Genomic DNA, 14,692 nt, shown 5'->3' on the forward strand with positions numbered 1-14,692 from the left:
CCCTGCGAGGTGGAACGGCGCACGTCGTAGGCTGCCAACATGGCCGCACCCGAACTGCACAGGTTCACGCTAAGCAACGGCCTCCGTGTGGTGCTCGCCCCCGACTCCAGCGCGCCTGTTGTCGGCGTGAGCGTGCACTACGACGTGGGGTTCCGCTCCGAACCGGAGGGCCGGACCGGCTTCGCGCACCTGTTCGAGCATCTGATGTTCCAGGGCAGCGAGAGCCTGGAGAAGCTCGCCCACTTCCGGCACGTGCAGTCCTCCGGCGGCACGTTCAACGGCTCGACGCACCCGGACTACACCGACTACTACGAGGTGCTGCCGTCGGCGGCCCTTGAGCGGGCGCTGTTCCTGGAAGCCGACCGGATGCGGGCCCCGAAGATCACCGAGGAGAACCTCCGCAACCAGATCGACGTGGTGAAGGAGGAGATCAGGCTCAACGTGCTGAACCGGCCGTACGGCGGGTTCCCGTGGATCGTGCTCCCTCCGGTGCTGTTCCAGACCTTCCCCAACGCGCACAACGGTTACGGCGACTTCACCGACCTTGAGCAGGCCACCGTGGAGGACTGCGCCGCGTTCTTCGACACCTACTACGCGCCGGGCAACGCGGTGCTCACCGTCGCTGGCGACTTCGAGGTGGACACCGCGCGGGAGCTCGTCGAGCGGCACTTCGGCGACGTGCCGGCTAGGCCGGTGCCGACCCGCCCGTCCTTCGCCGAGCCGCCGCCGCAGGGCCAGCTGCGCGCGGAGCACGCCGACCCGCACGCCCCGCTGCCCGCCATCGCGATCGGCTACCGCGTGCCCGACCCGATGTCCGACCTGGACGGCTACCTCGCCTACCTGGTGCTCGCCGGCGTGCTGACCGACGGCGACGGCTCGCGGCTCCAGCAGCGGCTGGTGCACCGGGACGCGCTGGTCACCGACGTCAACGCCGGGTGCGGGCTGTTCGGTCCGCTGGAGGCGCGCGATCCCGACACCTTCACCATCACCGCGGTGCACTCGCCCGAGGTGACCTCCGACCAGCTGCTCGCCGTGATCGACGAGGAGCTGCAACGGCTCGCCGAGCAGCCGCCGACCCAGGAGGAGCTGGCCAGGGTCACCGTCCGGTGGGTCGCCGGGCTGCACAAGGAGCACGACAGGGTGACGAGCCGGACGCTCGGCCTCGGCTCGGCCGAGTTGCTGTTCGGTCGCGCCGAACTGATCTACGAACTGCCGGAACGGATCGCCGCGGTGACCGCGAACGACGTGGCCGCCGCCGCCAAGGCGCTGCGGCCCGACTCGCGCGCCGTGCTGACCGTGCTGCCGGCCGGAGGTGCCGAATGAGCCTGTCGACCCACCGCACCGCCGAGGAGATCGGCCGCACCGCGCTCGGCCCGAGGCAGCTGCCGCCGCTCGGCGTGCAGCGTCCGGCGGCCGAACTGTCCACTGTGGACACCGTATTGCCCAACGGGCTTAGGGTGATCGCCGTGCGGCGGTCCTCGGTGCCCGTCGTGGAACTGCGGGTGCGGGTGCCGTTCGCCGCCACGAAGTCGGTGTCGGAGGACCCGCTGCACGCGGCGCGGGCCGAGGTGCTGGCCAACACGCTGCTCACCGGCACGCAGCGACGCAGCCGGGTGCAGATGGACACCGACATCGCGCTGGTCGGCGGCGACCTCGACGCCGCGGTCGACCCCGAGCGGCTGAGCATCGGCGGCAACGCCCTCGCGTCCGGTCTCGACACGCTGTTGGACGTGCTCGCGGACGCCCTCACCGGGGCCGTGTACGCGGAGGACGAGGTCGCCCGCGAGCGCGAGCGGCTGGCGGAGCGCATCGCGATGGCGCGCTCGCAGCCGTCGGTGATCGCGCGGGAGGCGTTGCAGCGGCACCGTTACGGCGACCACCCGTTCGCCAAGGAGATGCCGGAGGCCGACGAGGTCGCGCAGGTGACGGCCGAGGAGGTGCGCGCGCTGCACCGGGGTGCGGTGCTGCCGCGCGGTTCGGTGCTGGTGTTGGTCGGCGACGTCGACCCGGACACGGCCGTCGCCAAGGTGGCCGCGGCGTTGGCGGGGTGGGTCGGCGAGGGCAGTGCCGCCGAGCTGCCCGCGTTGCCGCCGTTGGCCGGCGGCGATCTGCTGCTGGTGCACCGGCCCGGCGCCGTGCAGTCGCAGATTCGCCTGTCCGCGCAGTCGATTCCGCGCACGGACGCCAGGTATCCCGCGCTCCAGCTGGCGAACATGATCTTCGGCGGATTCTTCTCCTCGCGTCTGGTGGAGAACATCCGCGAGGACAAGGGATACACCTACAGCGCGCGGTCCTATCCCGAGTTCACCGCGACCGGCGCGACGCTGCTGATCGACGCCGACACCGCCAGCGAGGTTACCGCGGCCGCGCTGTTGGAGACCAGGTACGAGCTCGGTCGCCTCGCGCTGGTTCCGCCGAGCGAGGCGGAGGTGGACACCGCCCGTCGATACGCCATCGGGTCGCTGCTCACCGCGACGTCCTCGCAGGGCGGGCTGGCGTCGTTCCTGCTGAGCCTCGCCGGTGTCGGCCTCGGGTCGGACTGGCTGCGGGCGCACCCAGAGCGGCTGGCCGCGGTCACGGTGGAGCAGGTCGCGCAGGCCGCGTTGGAGTTCTTCGCGCCGTCGGCGTACACCGGCATCGTGGTCGGTGACGCCGAGCGGCTCGCGCCGCAGCTGCGTGCGCTCGGGGGAGTGACACTGCCTTGACGGAGCACCACGCCGTGACGGACCGCGTGCTCGGCTCGGACGAGCTCGTGGCGACGTCCACGGAGGCGGACTTCCAGATGCTGGATCTGCCCGCGTTATCAAGGTCCACTGTGGACAGACGGGAACCGTTGCGGGACGACGAGGAGCGCGTCCGGGAGCTGTGGCCAAGCGCTCGGGTGATCGTGGTCGACGCGGCGGGGCGCACGCCGCTCGGGCCCGACGGCGTCTCGCTGGTCTACCGGTCGGCGCCGACTGTCGGCGAAGCGCCGCCGGCGGACGCGTTGCTGTTGGGCGAGCAGGACGGCGTGGCGTACTGGGCCGTGCTGGCCTCGCCCGACCAGGTTTCCGAGGACTGGCGGGACCTGCGGGCGATCGGCGCGTTGCTCGACGCGACGGATGCCGGGCTGTTGACCACGGCCGTCTCGTTGTTCAACTGGCACCGGCACGCCGGGTTCTGCGCGGTGTGCGGGTCCCGCACGGAGTCGGCCAGGTCGGGCTGGGTGCGGCAGTGCACCGGCTGCGGGCGGGAGGAGTATCCCCGCACGGACGCGGCCGTGATCTGCCTCGTGCACGACGGCGAGGGCGCCAACGGGGAGCATGTCCTGTTGGCCAGGCAGCCCGTGTGGCCGCCGGAGCGGTACTCGGTGCTGGCCGGGTTCGTCGAGGCGGGCGAGTCGCTGGAGGCGTGCGTCGAGCGGGAGGTCGCCGAGGAGGTCGGGGTCGCCGTGCACGCCGTGCGGTATCTCGGCAGCCAGCCATGGCCGTTCCCCCGGTCGATCATGGTCGGGTTCGCGGCCATCGCGGACCGGTCCGCGCCATTGCACGCGGCCGACGGCGAGATCGAGGACGCGCGGTGGGTGCACCGGTCCCAGGTGCGTGCCGCGTTGGACGCGGACGGCCGGATTCCCGGGCTGTGGCTGCCGATGCACACGTCCATCGCGTATCAGATGCTGGCCGGTTGGGCCGCCGCAGGCTGACGGCGACTGCGGAAGCACACCGACGATCCGGCACCGGTGGTGCCGGGTCGTCGGTGTTTGCGGTGCGACTCAGGCGATGCGGCTGGGGTCGTCGACGGTGGGGAAGGTGCCGTCGGCGTGGGCGCGGCGGACGTCGTTGACGTAGTTGCGGGAGAACATCGCGGAGAGCATGGCGATGCCGCCCCGGTGCACGCGGATCTCGCCGTGCCGGACCTCGCCGGTGATGTGGATGCGGCGGCCGTCGACGGCGGCCTGACCGGTCCAGTCCTTGACCCGGCCGCGGCCGATGATCGTGAGGTCCCAGTGGTCGATGACCGCGCCTTCTGGCACCAGGAGCTTGAGCATGCCGTGGTCGAGGTCGACGCGGACCTCGATGTCGCCGTCCGGGATCTGCGGGGAGCGGAGGTCCAGGACGGCGTGTCCCCGACGGGCCTTGACCTCGAAGGCGTTGGCGTCGGTCCAGTTGCCGAGCTTCTTGGTGACGCCGTAGTGGGCCTGGACGCGGACGGCCTCGGTGACGGTGTGCGTGGTGTTCATCGCGGTGTTCCTTTCGGGAATCGGGCAACTACCTCGCGTGCTAAGTGACTCGCTTGGTGAATCTCTTAGCTGCTGAGAGATTAGTTGGCCGTGCTCGTTCCCGTCAAGTGCCTGGGTCTGCGGGGGTGGGTGAGCCGGAACGACGCGGTCGCGAACCGGGTCAGAGCGTTCCGCTGATCGGAGGGTGGAGGGGCGGCAGGTCCAGCTGCGGGATCTCCTCGGCGCGGCTCCTGGTCAGCACCACGGCGAGCTCCGCACGCAGCCGAGCAGCCGCGCCGGCACCGGCCGGCAGCTGGATCTCGACGTCCTGCTCGACGCCCAGCTGCTCGGCCGCGTCCCGCGTGAGCGCCAACCGCAGCACGTCCCCGTCCACCGCGCAGGCGCGCACCCCGCCGTACACGCTGGCGCCGTGTTCGTTGCTCACGCTGTAGGTGTCCATGCCGAGCCTGCGGTCCTGCTCGGTGAACTCGCCGCGCGTGGCCTGGATGACAATGCCCCACCCGTCACCATCCGCCGTCTCGGCGAACGCGACGAACGCGAGGGCGTCATCCGGCGAGCTGGCCGCCACGGCTCGCGCGCACCTGGCCGGGCCGTTCGGGTCGGCCGCTTCTCGGTCGCCCATCACTGCGTCTCCCACTTCTTCGGTTCGCCCGTCGTCTGGTCCACCCAGGTGTACCGCACCTTGCCGCCACTCGCTGTCGCCTTGTCCTGCATGGCTTTCGAGCAGTTGGGGCACGGCGGATAGATGCCGTCGACGCGCAGTGTCTGTCCTGGGCCGAGGTTCGCGTACTCCGGTGCGCGCATGATGCGGTGCTCGGTGTGTGAGGCGTTCATGCCGTTGGGGAAGGGCATCGCCTTCTCGGCCGCGGTCTGGGCTCCGCTCTGCCAGTAGCCGTCATTGCTGATCTTGTTGCCCTGCTGGTCGTAGAGCGCGCTGTTCGCGTAGTGGGTCGGCGTGGGTGGCCGGTCCATCTGCTGCTGGTCGTGGTGCTTGGTGGAGAAGTAGTCCCCGAGCTGGCCCTTGGGGGCACCTGGCACGCGGTTCGGGGCATCGGGCGAGGGCAGGCTCGCCGGTGGCGTCGAGTGGAAGTACGGGTCCTTCCCGGACTGCGGGGCGGGGGCGACGGAACCCAGTGGTGGCTTCGTGGTGCTCGGCACGGTGGCGACCTGCTGTGAGGTGGGCCCGACGTGGTTGGCGACGCTCGACGTCAGGGTGGTCGCGTTCTGAACGTGCGGTTGCAGCCCCGTCATCGAGGAGTTCAGGGCCAAGGCCGTCTGACTCACCGGCACGGGTTGGGACGGCCCGCCATGGCCGAACCCGGAGTGCTGCTGCGAGGGCCCACCCTGGCCGAACGGCGAGTTGGACGGCCCGCCCTGGCCGAACGGCGGGTGCTGCGGGGCGGGCTGGCCCGCGGGCGGGTGCTGCGGCGGGGCGGCCGGTCCCATCGGCTGGTGCTGCGGCGGCGGACCGGGCGGCCGAGTCCGCAGGTTGTACGGCGCGAACCTGGTGCCCTGACTGTGTTGACCCTTGGGTGGCATGCGCGGTTCCAGTCCGTCGTCGGCAAGGATCCTCGTCGCGGACGACGAGGCGGTTGCGGAGACGGTCCAGTGTCCGCCCTTGGGCAGGGCGCCGGACGGCGGAAGTGTGGCCTCGCGCAAGAGACCTGGCCGGTCCCGGCCGACGAGCCTGGCGACCGAAACTGGGCGGACGCGTCGTGGGGCCACGCGCCGGGCAGGGTGCCGGCGCGTGGCCCCACAACGGTTGTGCGGCTACCTGGTCGTGTAGGGAGAGGCGGCGTGCTGGGCCGCGTAGAGGAGGGCGGGCTGCATCTTCGGCCAGAACAGGCTGTCCTGGCAGGAGTAGGACGGCAGGAAGCCGTCGCAGCCCTGGCCGGTGTTGTCGCCGACCTCGATGGTGAAGCTCGCGACGCCGAGCTTGTCGTAGGTCCAGTCGTCGGTGCCGCCGGAGGCGTTGTAGAGGATCTCGCCGGCCTGGCCGTACTGGTAGCCGGTGATGCCGCCCATGTCGCGGGCCATCGCGCGCAGTGCGGTGTCGTTGCCGGTGTGCACGGCGTAGTTGTAGTTCCACGGGAACAGCACCATGCTGGCGTCGCTGTGCATGGTGATCATGACGCCCTTGGTGGTCACCGGGGCGGGCGCGGAGTTGCCGGTGCCGCGCGTCGCCGGGTAGAGATGGCGGAACAGGGCCTCGAGCGAGCTGTTCTCCACCTCGGAGTCGGCCTTCGGGCCGTCGTAGACCTCGCTGCACGCGTCGTGCGAGATGCCGGTGGTGTCCCAGTGCGTGCCAGCGTTGCGGTTCAGGTCGACGCCGGTCTGGCCGCTGAAGTCGCAGTTGCTGCCGTGGGTGTAGTCGGCGTTCTTGCGTTGCAGGTTCGGCGAGTCGCCGCCCTGCTGCACGATGTCGACGCCGTCCGGGTTTGCGACCGGCACGACCCACATCTCGGTGGTGTCGAGCAGGTTGGTGACGGCGCTGTCGCTGCCGTAGCCGTTGACCAGGTAGTCGATCCAGCGCCACGACACGTCGCCGGTGGTGATCTCGCGCGCGTGGATCTGGCTCATCAGGAAGAACCTGGGCTTGGCCGAGTTCGGGCTCTGCGCGCAGTCACCCGACTGCTTCTTGGTGATGCAGATGGCCCGCAGGTCGTAGCCGGCCTGGCCCTGGGACTGTAGCCACGACTGGCCATAGGTGACGTTGGTGGCCAGGTCGGGGTGCTGCGACGCGACCTGGTCCAGGTGCGCGTACTGCGCGTTCACGGTGTGGTAGCCGCCGTAGTAGGTCTCGGTCACGTCGGCAGGGCGCCGCTTGGTGTTGTCGGACCTCGGAGCGGGCGGGGTCCACGCCGGCGCGGGCAGCACCTTCTCGACGGTCGGGCTGAAACCCTTCTGCCGCAGGCGATCCCCGGCCGCGCTGGGGCCGAGCACGAACAGGTCCGCGCCCTGGCGCTGTTCGAGCACGTCGAAGCCGGCGGCGAACAGTTGCTGCGCCGCGCCCGACGCGTTCGGCACGCGGTACACGTAGTTGGCCGACGCGGACCTGGCGGCCGGCTGCGCCGTTGGGGTGGACTGGGCACCCGTCTGTTGCAGCAGGAGAAGCGCGCTGGCGGCGACGGCCGCGAGGACCGTCGTGAACGCGCCCCTTCGGCGTTTCGTGGGCATGGGATTCCTTCCGACAAAGCAGCAGGGTGAGACCGGAAACTAGTCGCGCGATAACCGGTCCATAACCCTCCGTACGTCGGTAGTTGCCCTCAGGCACATAAGCCTTGTGCATAGGGTCGGATTTTGCTGGTACATATGGGTGTTGTGGGTGGTGTGTCTGACTTGTTTCGCTGGGGCGGGTGACGGCGGACCCCGGTGCGGTGGGACGGCCACTGGCGGCGGACAGCGCGCTGCCGGCCACCGGGCTGGTGCCCGGTGGCCGGCAGTGTGTGGTGGTTCGGTGGGTGTGGTGGCTCAGTGCGCGGACGCGGCCAGGATGATGTCGCGTAGCTGGGCCGCGGTGACCGCCGAGGTGCCGAGCGACGCCTGCGCCCAGTGGTTCTGGTCGAGCTGGCGCACCAGGATGCGCCCGTCCGGGGTGTGCCGAACGCCGTCCGCGTCCGGCGCGCTGAGCGGGGCCCGCTGGCCCTGGCCGGAGGTGGTGACCTCGTTCGGGGCCGTGCCTGACCGGAAGTTCAGGGTCGCGCACATCGTCTTGTCGGCGAACTCGTCCGGGCCGATCATCACCGTGGTCATGCCAGCGTTGCCGCGACCCCAGTAGGACACGGCGAGGCCCGCCGGCAGGCTGGCCACCGCGCCCGCCTCTGGCGGGTCCGACGGCGTCAGGGTGATGGAGTCCGCGACGGACCTGGCCAGCTCTGCCGAGGACGAGGTCACCGTGATCCACGTGCCCGGCGCGGGTTGCCAGACCAGCTGTACGGTCACCGGTCCGCCTGACGCCGGCGTCAGCTGGCGGAGCTCTGCCTGGCTGCCGCGCACGGTCGTCGGCTGCGCGTTCCCCTGATGGCCGCCCTGCCGGGGAGCTGTCGGCGTGAGCAGCGCGTTGACCTGGCTGGTGCCGTTGCGGAGGTCCACCATCGAAGCCGAGGGGGTCACGCTCCAGTTGTCCCACCGGAAGCCGGCCGGGGCGGTGAAGGTGAACGGCAGCGTGGCGCTGACGCTCGGCTTTGTCGGCAGCTGTTGGCCCGGCGAGGCCTGCCGCGCGGTCGACGACTGCTGGGTCGGCGCGGTCGCGGGCTGGACCTGGTGAGCCGACTGGGTCGGGCCCTGCCGGTCCAGGACCATCACGCCGGCGGCGATCGCGGCGGTGGCGATGGCGACCGTGCCGGCCACCGCGGTCGCCCTGCGTCGGGACCGCGCCCTTCGGATGCCGATGGTTGTGTTGGCCAGCACCACTTCCGGGTCCGGCGCGCGTGACGCGCGCTCGGTCAGGGCGGCACGCAGCAAGTCGTGGTCGGTCATGATGAAGCCTCCGCTCGTTCGGCCTTCGCCCGGATCCGGAGCGCGGAGAGCCCGCGTGAGACATGGCTGCGCACGGTCGCCTGCCCGCAGCCGAGGACCTGCGCGATCTCGGCGTCGTCCCGATCCTCGAAGTACCGCAACACGATCGCCGCCTGCTGGCGTCGGCTCAGCCCGCTGAGCAGCTCGGCGAGGTGGCCGGCGTCGGCGATGCGCGCCGCCGGGTCGGCGGCGACCGGGTGCGCGGCCTCGATCAGGTCATGGCTCGACCGCACCGACCGCTGGTACCAGCGCCGCAGCCAGGACAGGTGCCCGTTGACCACCATCTTGCGGAGGTACAGGTCGGGCCGGTCCAGGCGGGACACCTTGGGCCAGCGGGGATAGGCGCGGATCAGTGCGTCCTGCACCAGATCCTGGGCAAGCTCGGTGTCCCCGGTCAGCGCGGCGGCGAACCGAACCAACCCGGCGAGTTGCTCACGGCAGAACTCCTCGTACTCCACTTCCTACAAACACCCGCAGCCTGGTGTGTTGTGGCACGGTTGGCGGTTTTCTTTTCGCGCCTGGCTCGGGGAGCGGTCAGGGATCCACTCGGTCGAGGGCGGCGCCGTCCCAGGTCGTCTGGGTGCAGGCGACGCCTCGGCCGTTCTTGGGGCGCAGGACGTCGAAGATGTGCATCCTCGGGATCTTGTCCGACACGCCCCAGCCGCTCGGCCAGGTGATCACCCAGTCCATGTCCAGGTCGACGAGGAGGCCGAGCATGCGGGCGATGGTGGGGTCGTCCAGGCGCTCGAACGCCTCGTCAAGCAGAACCAGGCGGAGCGGGTTGAAGGACTCGGAAGCGCTGCTGACCGCGTCGTAGAAGGAGGCCGCCGCGGCGAACAGGGTCACGTAGGAGACCAGCCGGGTCTCGCCGGAGGACAGCTGGCGCAGCCGGCGCACCCTGGGGTTGCCGTCCGGGCCGGTGTCGCCGACGCGGACGGTGAACGAGTGCCAGGTGCGGTAGTCCAGCGCCCTGGACAGGATTTCGGCGTAGCCGCTGGAGTGCGTGTCCCGCTCGGCCTCGATGCGTTCGGTGAAGACGCGGCGCAGCGTCGCGTCCTGTTCCGGGGTCCGGCTGGCGTAGGGCATCCGGACGAGGGCGAGTGCCTGTCGGGTTTCCTCGTCGAGCGCCGCCGACGGCTTCCACTCCAGCTCGACGTGCACGCCCTGGCTGGACTGCGCGCTGTTGAGGACCTCGTTCATGCGGGTGCACAGGTCCTCGGCGACCGCGATCTGGCCGCGCAGCCACTCGGCGAGGTCGCGGATCAGGTAGTCGGCGAAGATTCGTTGGTACTGCTCGTCAAGGAAGCCGCGCTGCTCGCCGAGCTTGGCGGCGACCTGCTGCGCCGCGACCGCGACCGGCCGCGCGCCCTCCTCGCCGGTGACCGTGACGGTGAGCAGGCCGAGGTGTTGTTCCGCCGCGATGTCGTGGCTGCCGGCCAACGAGGTCTGGAGCGCCTGGAGCTTGGTGATCACCGTGCCCTCGCCAGCGCCGCGACGGTCGCCCGCCTCGGCGATCGCGGCCCGCACGCCGTCCACGTCGTCGGTGGGGAGCTCGGTGTCGGGGAGTGCGGCGGCCAACACGCCCGGCGCGGCCGCGGTCGCCCGAAACACCTCGGCGGCGCGGTCGGCGTCGGTGGTGGCGGTCGCGAGCTGTTCCTGGGTGGTGCCGAGCAGCGCGTCCAGCTTCGCGGCCTGCTCGCGGAGTTCGGCCACCTTTTCGCGCAGGCCCTTGAGGTCGGCGCGCATTCGACGCCGAGTGTCCTCCTGCTGGTGCAGTTGCGCGGCGATCTCCTTGGCCTCACCGCCGACGGCCTCGGACAGCTCGGCCAGGGTGCTCGCCTGCGTGCCGTACTCGACGCAGCGGTCGTCCGCCTCGCGCTCGGCGGCCTGCCGGTCGGCCACGGCCGCGTGGTAGCGGTGCATGGTGTCGACGAGGTCGTCCACCGTGCCGAGGCACTGCCGGGACAGGGCGTCGCCGAGCCGGTCGGCGCTGCGCTGCGCCTCGGCCGAGGACTGCTGGGCCTGGCGGAGCGGCTCGGTCTCCACGGGCAGGCCCGCCTCGCCCGCCTGGCGGACCAGGTCGGCGCGGGCCGCTTCCCAGCGCTGCTGCGCGGTTTCCTGCTCGGCGAGGAGCTCCCGCGCTCGTTGCTCGGCGCGGTCGGCAGACTCCTTGGCGGCCTGTGCCCTGCTGTGCTTGGCGATCAGCTCGCCGTCGCCGGGGAAGGACTCAAGGTGCCGTTCCCACTCGGCCACCCGGTCGCGGCTGACCGACAGCTCTTCCTCGGCGCGGCTCAGGTCGCCGCGCAGATCGGAGAGTTCCTCCTCCAGGGCGGCGATGCGGCGGGATCGAGCCGCCTCGCGCGCGCCTGCGCCGATGAACTCGGCCGCCGGCTTGGACCACGACCCGGTGAGCGGGCCGGCGCGCCAACGTCCGTTGGGGGAGAGGGACAGTGCACTGTCCACTGTGGAGTCTGGCGAGCTGTCGAGCTTGGTTGAATCGTCGGTCAGGGCGATGCCGGCGAGGAGCGCGGCCACCGTGTCCGTGGACACCGGGCTGCCCGGTTCCGGCGCGGGGACCAGCGCCGCGGCAAGGGATCGGCCCGCCACGGGAGGCCGGGGGGTCGCGAAGACGTCGGGGAGGTCGGCGGCCGTGACGTCGCCGGTAGCGGTCACCCAGGCGTCCAGCAGGCCGCTGGCCTGGAGCGCCGCCTCAAGGCCCGCCCGGTCCGCCTCGGCCAGGCCGTCGGCGAAGTCGACCAGGCGGTAGAAGGGGGAACCGGTGGCGGCGTTTCTGGTGGCCTCGGCGTGCCGGGCGCGCTCGGGGGTGCGTTCCTGGCCGGAGCGGAGCGCCGCGAGTTCCTTGTCGTGCGCGTTGATCCGGTCGCGCAGGTCCGCGCGGCGAGTGGTGCTGCGGTGGGCGGCGTCGCGGGCGGCCTGGACCAGCGGGGCGCTCCACTGGCGGGCGGAGTTGGTGAGCGCGCGGGCCGTCGCCGGGTCCGCGCCGAGGTCCGTCGCCGTTGGCAGGACGAGGGAATCGTGCGGTTGGGTGGCGGCGAGCGGGCCGGCCTCGCGCCAGGCGTCGACCTGGCCGAGCCAGGACCTGGCCGTCCCGGCGAACTCCTGGTCGGCCTGGTCGCGCACGCCAGCAGCGTCGGTCGCGGCCAGCCGCGCCTCGCGCACCGACCGACCGAGGTTGTCCACGTGCTGGTGCTGGTGGTCCAGATCGCTGGCCTGCTGGTGCAGCGCCAGGGTCAGCGCGCCGCGCTGCCGCGCCGTCGAGGCGAGTTCCGTGGTCGCGTCGCGGGCCGCGCGCAGGGTCGCGGCGAGGTCGTCGGTGTGCACGGACGGCGGCACGCGGCGTTCGATGGGCAGCGGCTCCGCCTCGGGATCGGGCTTCGCCCTGACCCGCTCGCTGACCACGTCCGCGGTGCCGGCCGGTGCCGTTGGCACGGCGGGACAACGGGTCTCGTCCAGGCCGGCCGCGCGGAGCTGGCCGCGGAGCGGCTCGGCCAACTCCTCGGTGGCGGACAGGTCGTCGGCGAGCCTGCGCAGCAGCCGGAGCACGCCGTCGACCGCGCCGTCCTCCTGCGCCCGCTGCTTGCTGGCCACCTCCAGTGCCGCCTCGGCGGCCGCGCGCTTGGCCGCGACCAGCTTCTCGTGGCCCTGGAGGTCCTGAAGGTCCCGGTAGGCAGGGGCGTCCTTGAGCGCGGCGATCAGCTCCTCGGCGCGCTGCTCGCCGATCTCCAGCTCCGCCTGGGTTTGCTCGGCCTCGGTCCGGCCGGTCCGGCTCTGCTCCAGCTGCGCGGCGAGTTTTCCGCTGTCCCTGCGGAACTTCCGCACCGCGTCCTCGGCGGAGCGCAGCCGTTCCTCTGCGGCGCGCAGGCCGCCGAAGGCGTAGTCCGAGTAGGTGCGCAGGAACGTCCGCAGCGCGGTGTCGGCCGAGGACAGCCTGGTGATGTTCTCCCTGATCGACTCCAGGTCGTCGAAGGAGGTGGCCAGCTGCTCCACCATGACGGCGTCCAGCGGCGGCAGCGCGTCGGAGAGGATCTGTTCCAGTTGGCCCTCAAGGACTTTCAGGCCGACGTCCGGGTTGCGCAGCGTCCGCTGGAGGTGCAGCAGGTCGCCGTAGCGGGCAGCTGGCACGCCGTACACCGTCTCGGCGATCGTGGCGCGGAACGCGGCGTCCTCGAACATGCAGTCCGCGCCGATGGCCTCGCGCAGGTGCGCTGGCCCGAGCGGCACCCGGTCCGCGCCGATCAGCGCGACGTCGACGCCGACCCTGGCCGGGGTCACGAACCGCCACGAGTCGGTGATCTGCTGCGAGGTCTTGGACGCCTTCACCCCGAGACCGCAGGTGAGGTACTCCGTTTCGCCGCTGTCGGCGACGCGGCGCAACTCCACCCACGCGTAGCCGATCCGGTTCGGGCCGCCGTCGTAGTCGTCCAGCATCAGCCGCCGGATGCTGACCGTGTCGAAACCCTTGGAGCCCAGCTGCCGCAGGTCGCCGTCGAGGCACAACGGCAGCAGCAGCTCCAGCGTGCGCGACTTCCCGGAACCGTTGGTGCCCTGGAAGATCGCCCGACCGCCGGAGAAGTCGAAGGTCTGCTCGGCGTACTGCCAGATGTTGACGATGCCGCCTCGATGCAGCCGCCACCTGTCCCGCGTCGGCCCACTCTCCACGGCACTGGTCGATCCGGTAGTCACGCGTCACCTTCCTCGTCGTCGAACAGGGACCAACTCGGCGGCGCCTGCGGGGCCGGGGGCGCCTCGCGCTCCGGATCGCCGTCGGGCTCCGGCACCCAGCGGTGCGCGGCCGGGCTCAACAGCCAACCGCCGGGGTCGGCCGGGTCCGGCACCGCGAGGCCCATCCGCTCCAACAGGCCGGTCACGTCCTCGACCAGCCGGTCGACGTCCTCGGTGACCTGCCGGGACCACGCCGCCGGGTAGTCCTCGACCAGCTGGCCGCAGACCTCGCGGATCCGGGCCAACGGCACCGGCCGCCTGCCGTCCGCCGTGTCCTGTGCCTCGGCGTCCTCGCCGCAGTCTGCCAGCAGCGTCGGCAGCGCCAACAGGGCGATCCGCGCCGCGGTGCTGGTGCCGGGGAAGTAGAGATCGGTCAGGTAGTCCTCGGGGTCGCTGGCGAGCACGCCCTCCAGCCGGCTCTCCGTGTACAGCCCGAAGCACTGCTCCAACAGCGCCGACTCGCGCCTCTGGTTGCGGCGCAACCACTCCGCCTGGTCGGCCGGCAGGTCCGCGTAGTGCACCACCGGGCCCTCGACCAGCCGCCGCCGCACCGCGTGCTCGACCCCGCGCGGCCCTGGCCGGGCCGCGAGCGCCACCAGCCGCGCCGGGTCCGCCGCCTCGGCGACCGGGCCGGCCAGCAGTTGGCCGAGCAGGTCCGTGTCGATGGTGATCAGCGCCTCCGCCTGCACCTCCTGGCCCGCGGTGCCGACCGTGCCCTCCGTCTCGGTGAGCACGCCGAGCCCGACCAGGTGCCGCAGCGCCGCCGTCAGCGCCCGCCGGTCCGCGGTGTCGTCCACCACGTCGATGCCGGCCTCGGCCGCCGCGGCCCTGACATCGGCCACCAGCCTGGACAACAGCACCTGGCGGCCGGCCCCGGTCAGCACCGCCATGGTCAACGCCAGGTAGGCGTACCCGCGCGGGGACAGGCCGGCGACGCCGCGCGTGCTGTCCGCGCCGGGCCCCGCCTTGTACAGGCGCGCGAACCGGCGCTCCACCACCAACCGGTAGCCGAGCAGCCCGGCGAACAGGTCCTGGAGCGCGAACCGGTGCCGGTACACCAGCGGCAGCAGCTCGCCGTCCTGGCCGTCGGCGCGCAACAGCGGCCTGCGCAGCAGCGTGCGCGCGCAGCGCACCACGTTCGCCGCGTCGATGTCGGACAGCTCGTCGAGGACCTTCATGCCGGCGAGCCCTCCAGACGGTCGTGGCGTGGTG

At 71.9% G+C, this 14,692-nt stretch carries 11 protein-coding genes; 3 read left to right on the forward strand and 8 right to left on the reverse strand.

Annotation, left to right across the window (positions count from 1 at the left end):
• Positions 1–39 precede the first annotated feature (39 nt).
• The 3 genes from F0L68_RS09095 (at position 40) to nudC (ending at position 3,682) form a co-directional block, all read left to right on the forward strand.
• The gene (locus tag F0L68_RS09095) at positions 40–1,323 is read left to right on the forward strand and encodes a M16 family metallopeptidase (RefSeq protein ID WP_149849048.1); all 1,284 of its coding nucleotides are present in this window, start codon (positions 40–42) and stop codon (positions 1,321–1,323) included.
• Positions 1,320–2,705 carry a M16 family metallopeptidase gene (locus tag F0L68_RS09100; protein WP_149849049.1) on the forward strand — a complete coding sequence of 462 codons (1,386 nt, stop codon included), beginning with the start codon at positions 1,320–1,322 and terminating at the stop codon, positions 2,703–2,705. The genes F0L68_RS09095 and F0L68_RS09100 overlap by 4 nt, the downstream gene beginning before the upstream one ends.
• A 77-nt stretch (positions 2,706–2,782) precedes the next feature.
• Entirely contained in the window at positions 2,783–3,682 is a 900-nt protein-coding gene (gene nudC / locus F0L68_RS09105; protein WP_149849085.1) for an NAD(+) diphosphatase, read from the forward strand.
• 69 nt (positions 3,683–3,751) lie between these two features.
• On the opposite strand, the gene F0L68_RS09110 is transcribed toward nudC, so the two are convergent.
• From F0L68_RS09110 to F0L68_RS09145, 8 genes are all read right to left on the reverse strand, one after another.
• A complete protein-coding gene (locus F0L68_RS09110; RefSeq protein WP_149849050.1) occupies positions 3,752–4,219 on the reverse strand; it encodes a hypothetical protein in 468 nt (155 codons plus the stop codon).
• A gap of 160 nt (positions 4,220–4,379) precedes the next feature.
• Entirely contained in the window at positions 4,380–4,841 is a 462-nt protein-coding gene (locus F0L68_RS09115) for an Imm10 family immunity protein (protein WP_149849051.1), read from the reverse strand.
• On the reverse strand, positions 4,841–5,758 hold the full coding sequence (locus F0L68_RS09120) for a hypothetical protein (RefSeq protein WP_149849052.1): 918 nt from the start codon (positions 5,756–5,758) through the stop codon (positions 4,841–4,843). The genes F0L68_RS09115 and F0L68_RS09120 overlap by 1 nt, the downstream gene beginning before the upstream one ends.
• 231 nt (positions 5,759–5,989) lie before the next feature.
• Entirely contained in the window at positions 5,990–7,396 is a 1,407-nt protein-coding gene (locus F0L68_RS09125) for a M14 family zinc carboxypeptidase (RefSeq protein WP_149849053.1), read from the reverse strand.
• A 294-nt stretch (positions 7,397–7,690) separates the two neighbouring features.
• Entirely contained in the window at positions 7,691–8,698 is a 1,008-nt protein-coding gene (locus F0L68_RS09130; RefSeq protein ID WP_149849054.1) for a hypothetical protein, read from the reverse strand.
• Positions 8,695–9,195 (reverse strand): SigE family RNA polymerase sigma factor, encoded by a 501-nt coding sequence (locus tag F0L68_RS09135; RefSeq protein ID WP_149849055.1) that lies wholly within the window; start codon positions 9,193–9,195, stop codon positions 8,695–8,697. Before F0L68_RS09135 ends, F0L68_RS09130 begins: the two co-directional genes overlap by 4 nt.
• A gap of 76 nt (positions 9,196–9,271) precedes the next feature.
• A complete protein-coding gene (locus tag F0L68_RS09140; RefSeq protein ID WP_149849056.1) occupies positions 9,272–13,441 on the reverse strand; it encodes a TIGR02680 family protein in 4,170 nt (1,389 codons plus the stop codon).
• Positions 13,438–14,658, reverse strand: coding sequence for a TIGR02678 family protein (locus tag F0L68_RS09145; protein WP_149849057.1), 1,221 nt, complete (start codon positions 14,656–14,658; stop codon positions 13,438–13,440). Before F0L68_RS09145 ends, F0L68_RS09140 begins: the two co-directional genes overlap by 4 nt.
• Between the last annotated feature and the right edge of the window lie 34 nt (positions 14,659–14,692).

It is taken from the genome of Solihabitans fulvus, assembly GCF_008386585.1.
Classification (GTDB): Bacteria; Actinomycetota; Actinomycetes; order Mycobacteriales; family Pseudonocardiaceae; genus Solihabitans; species Solihabitans fulvus.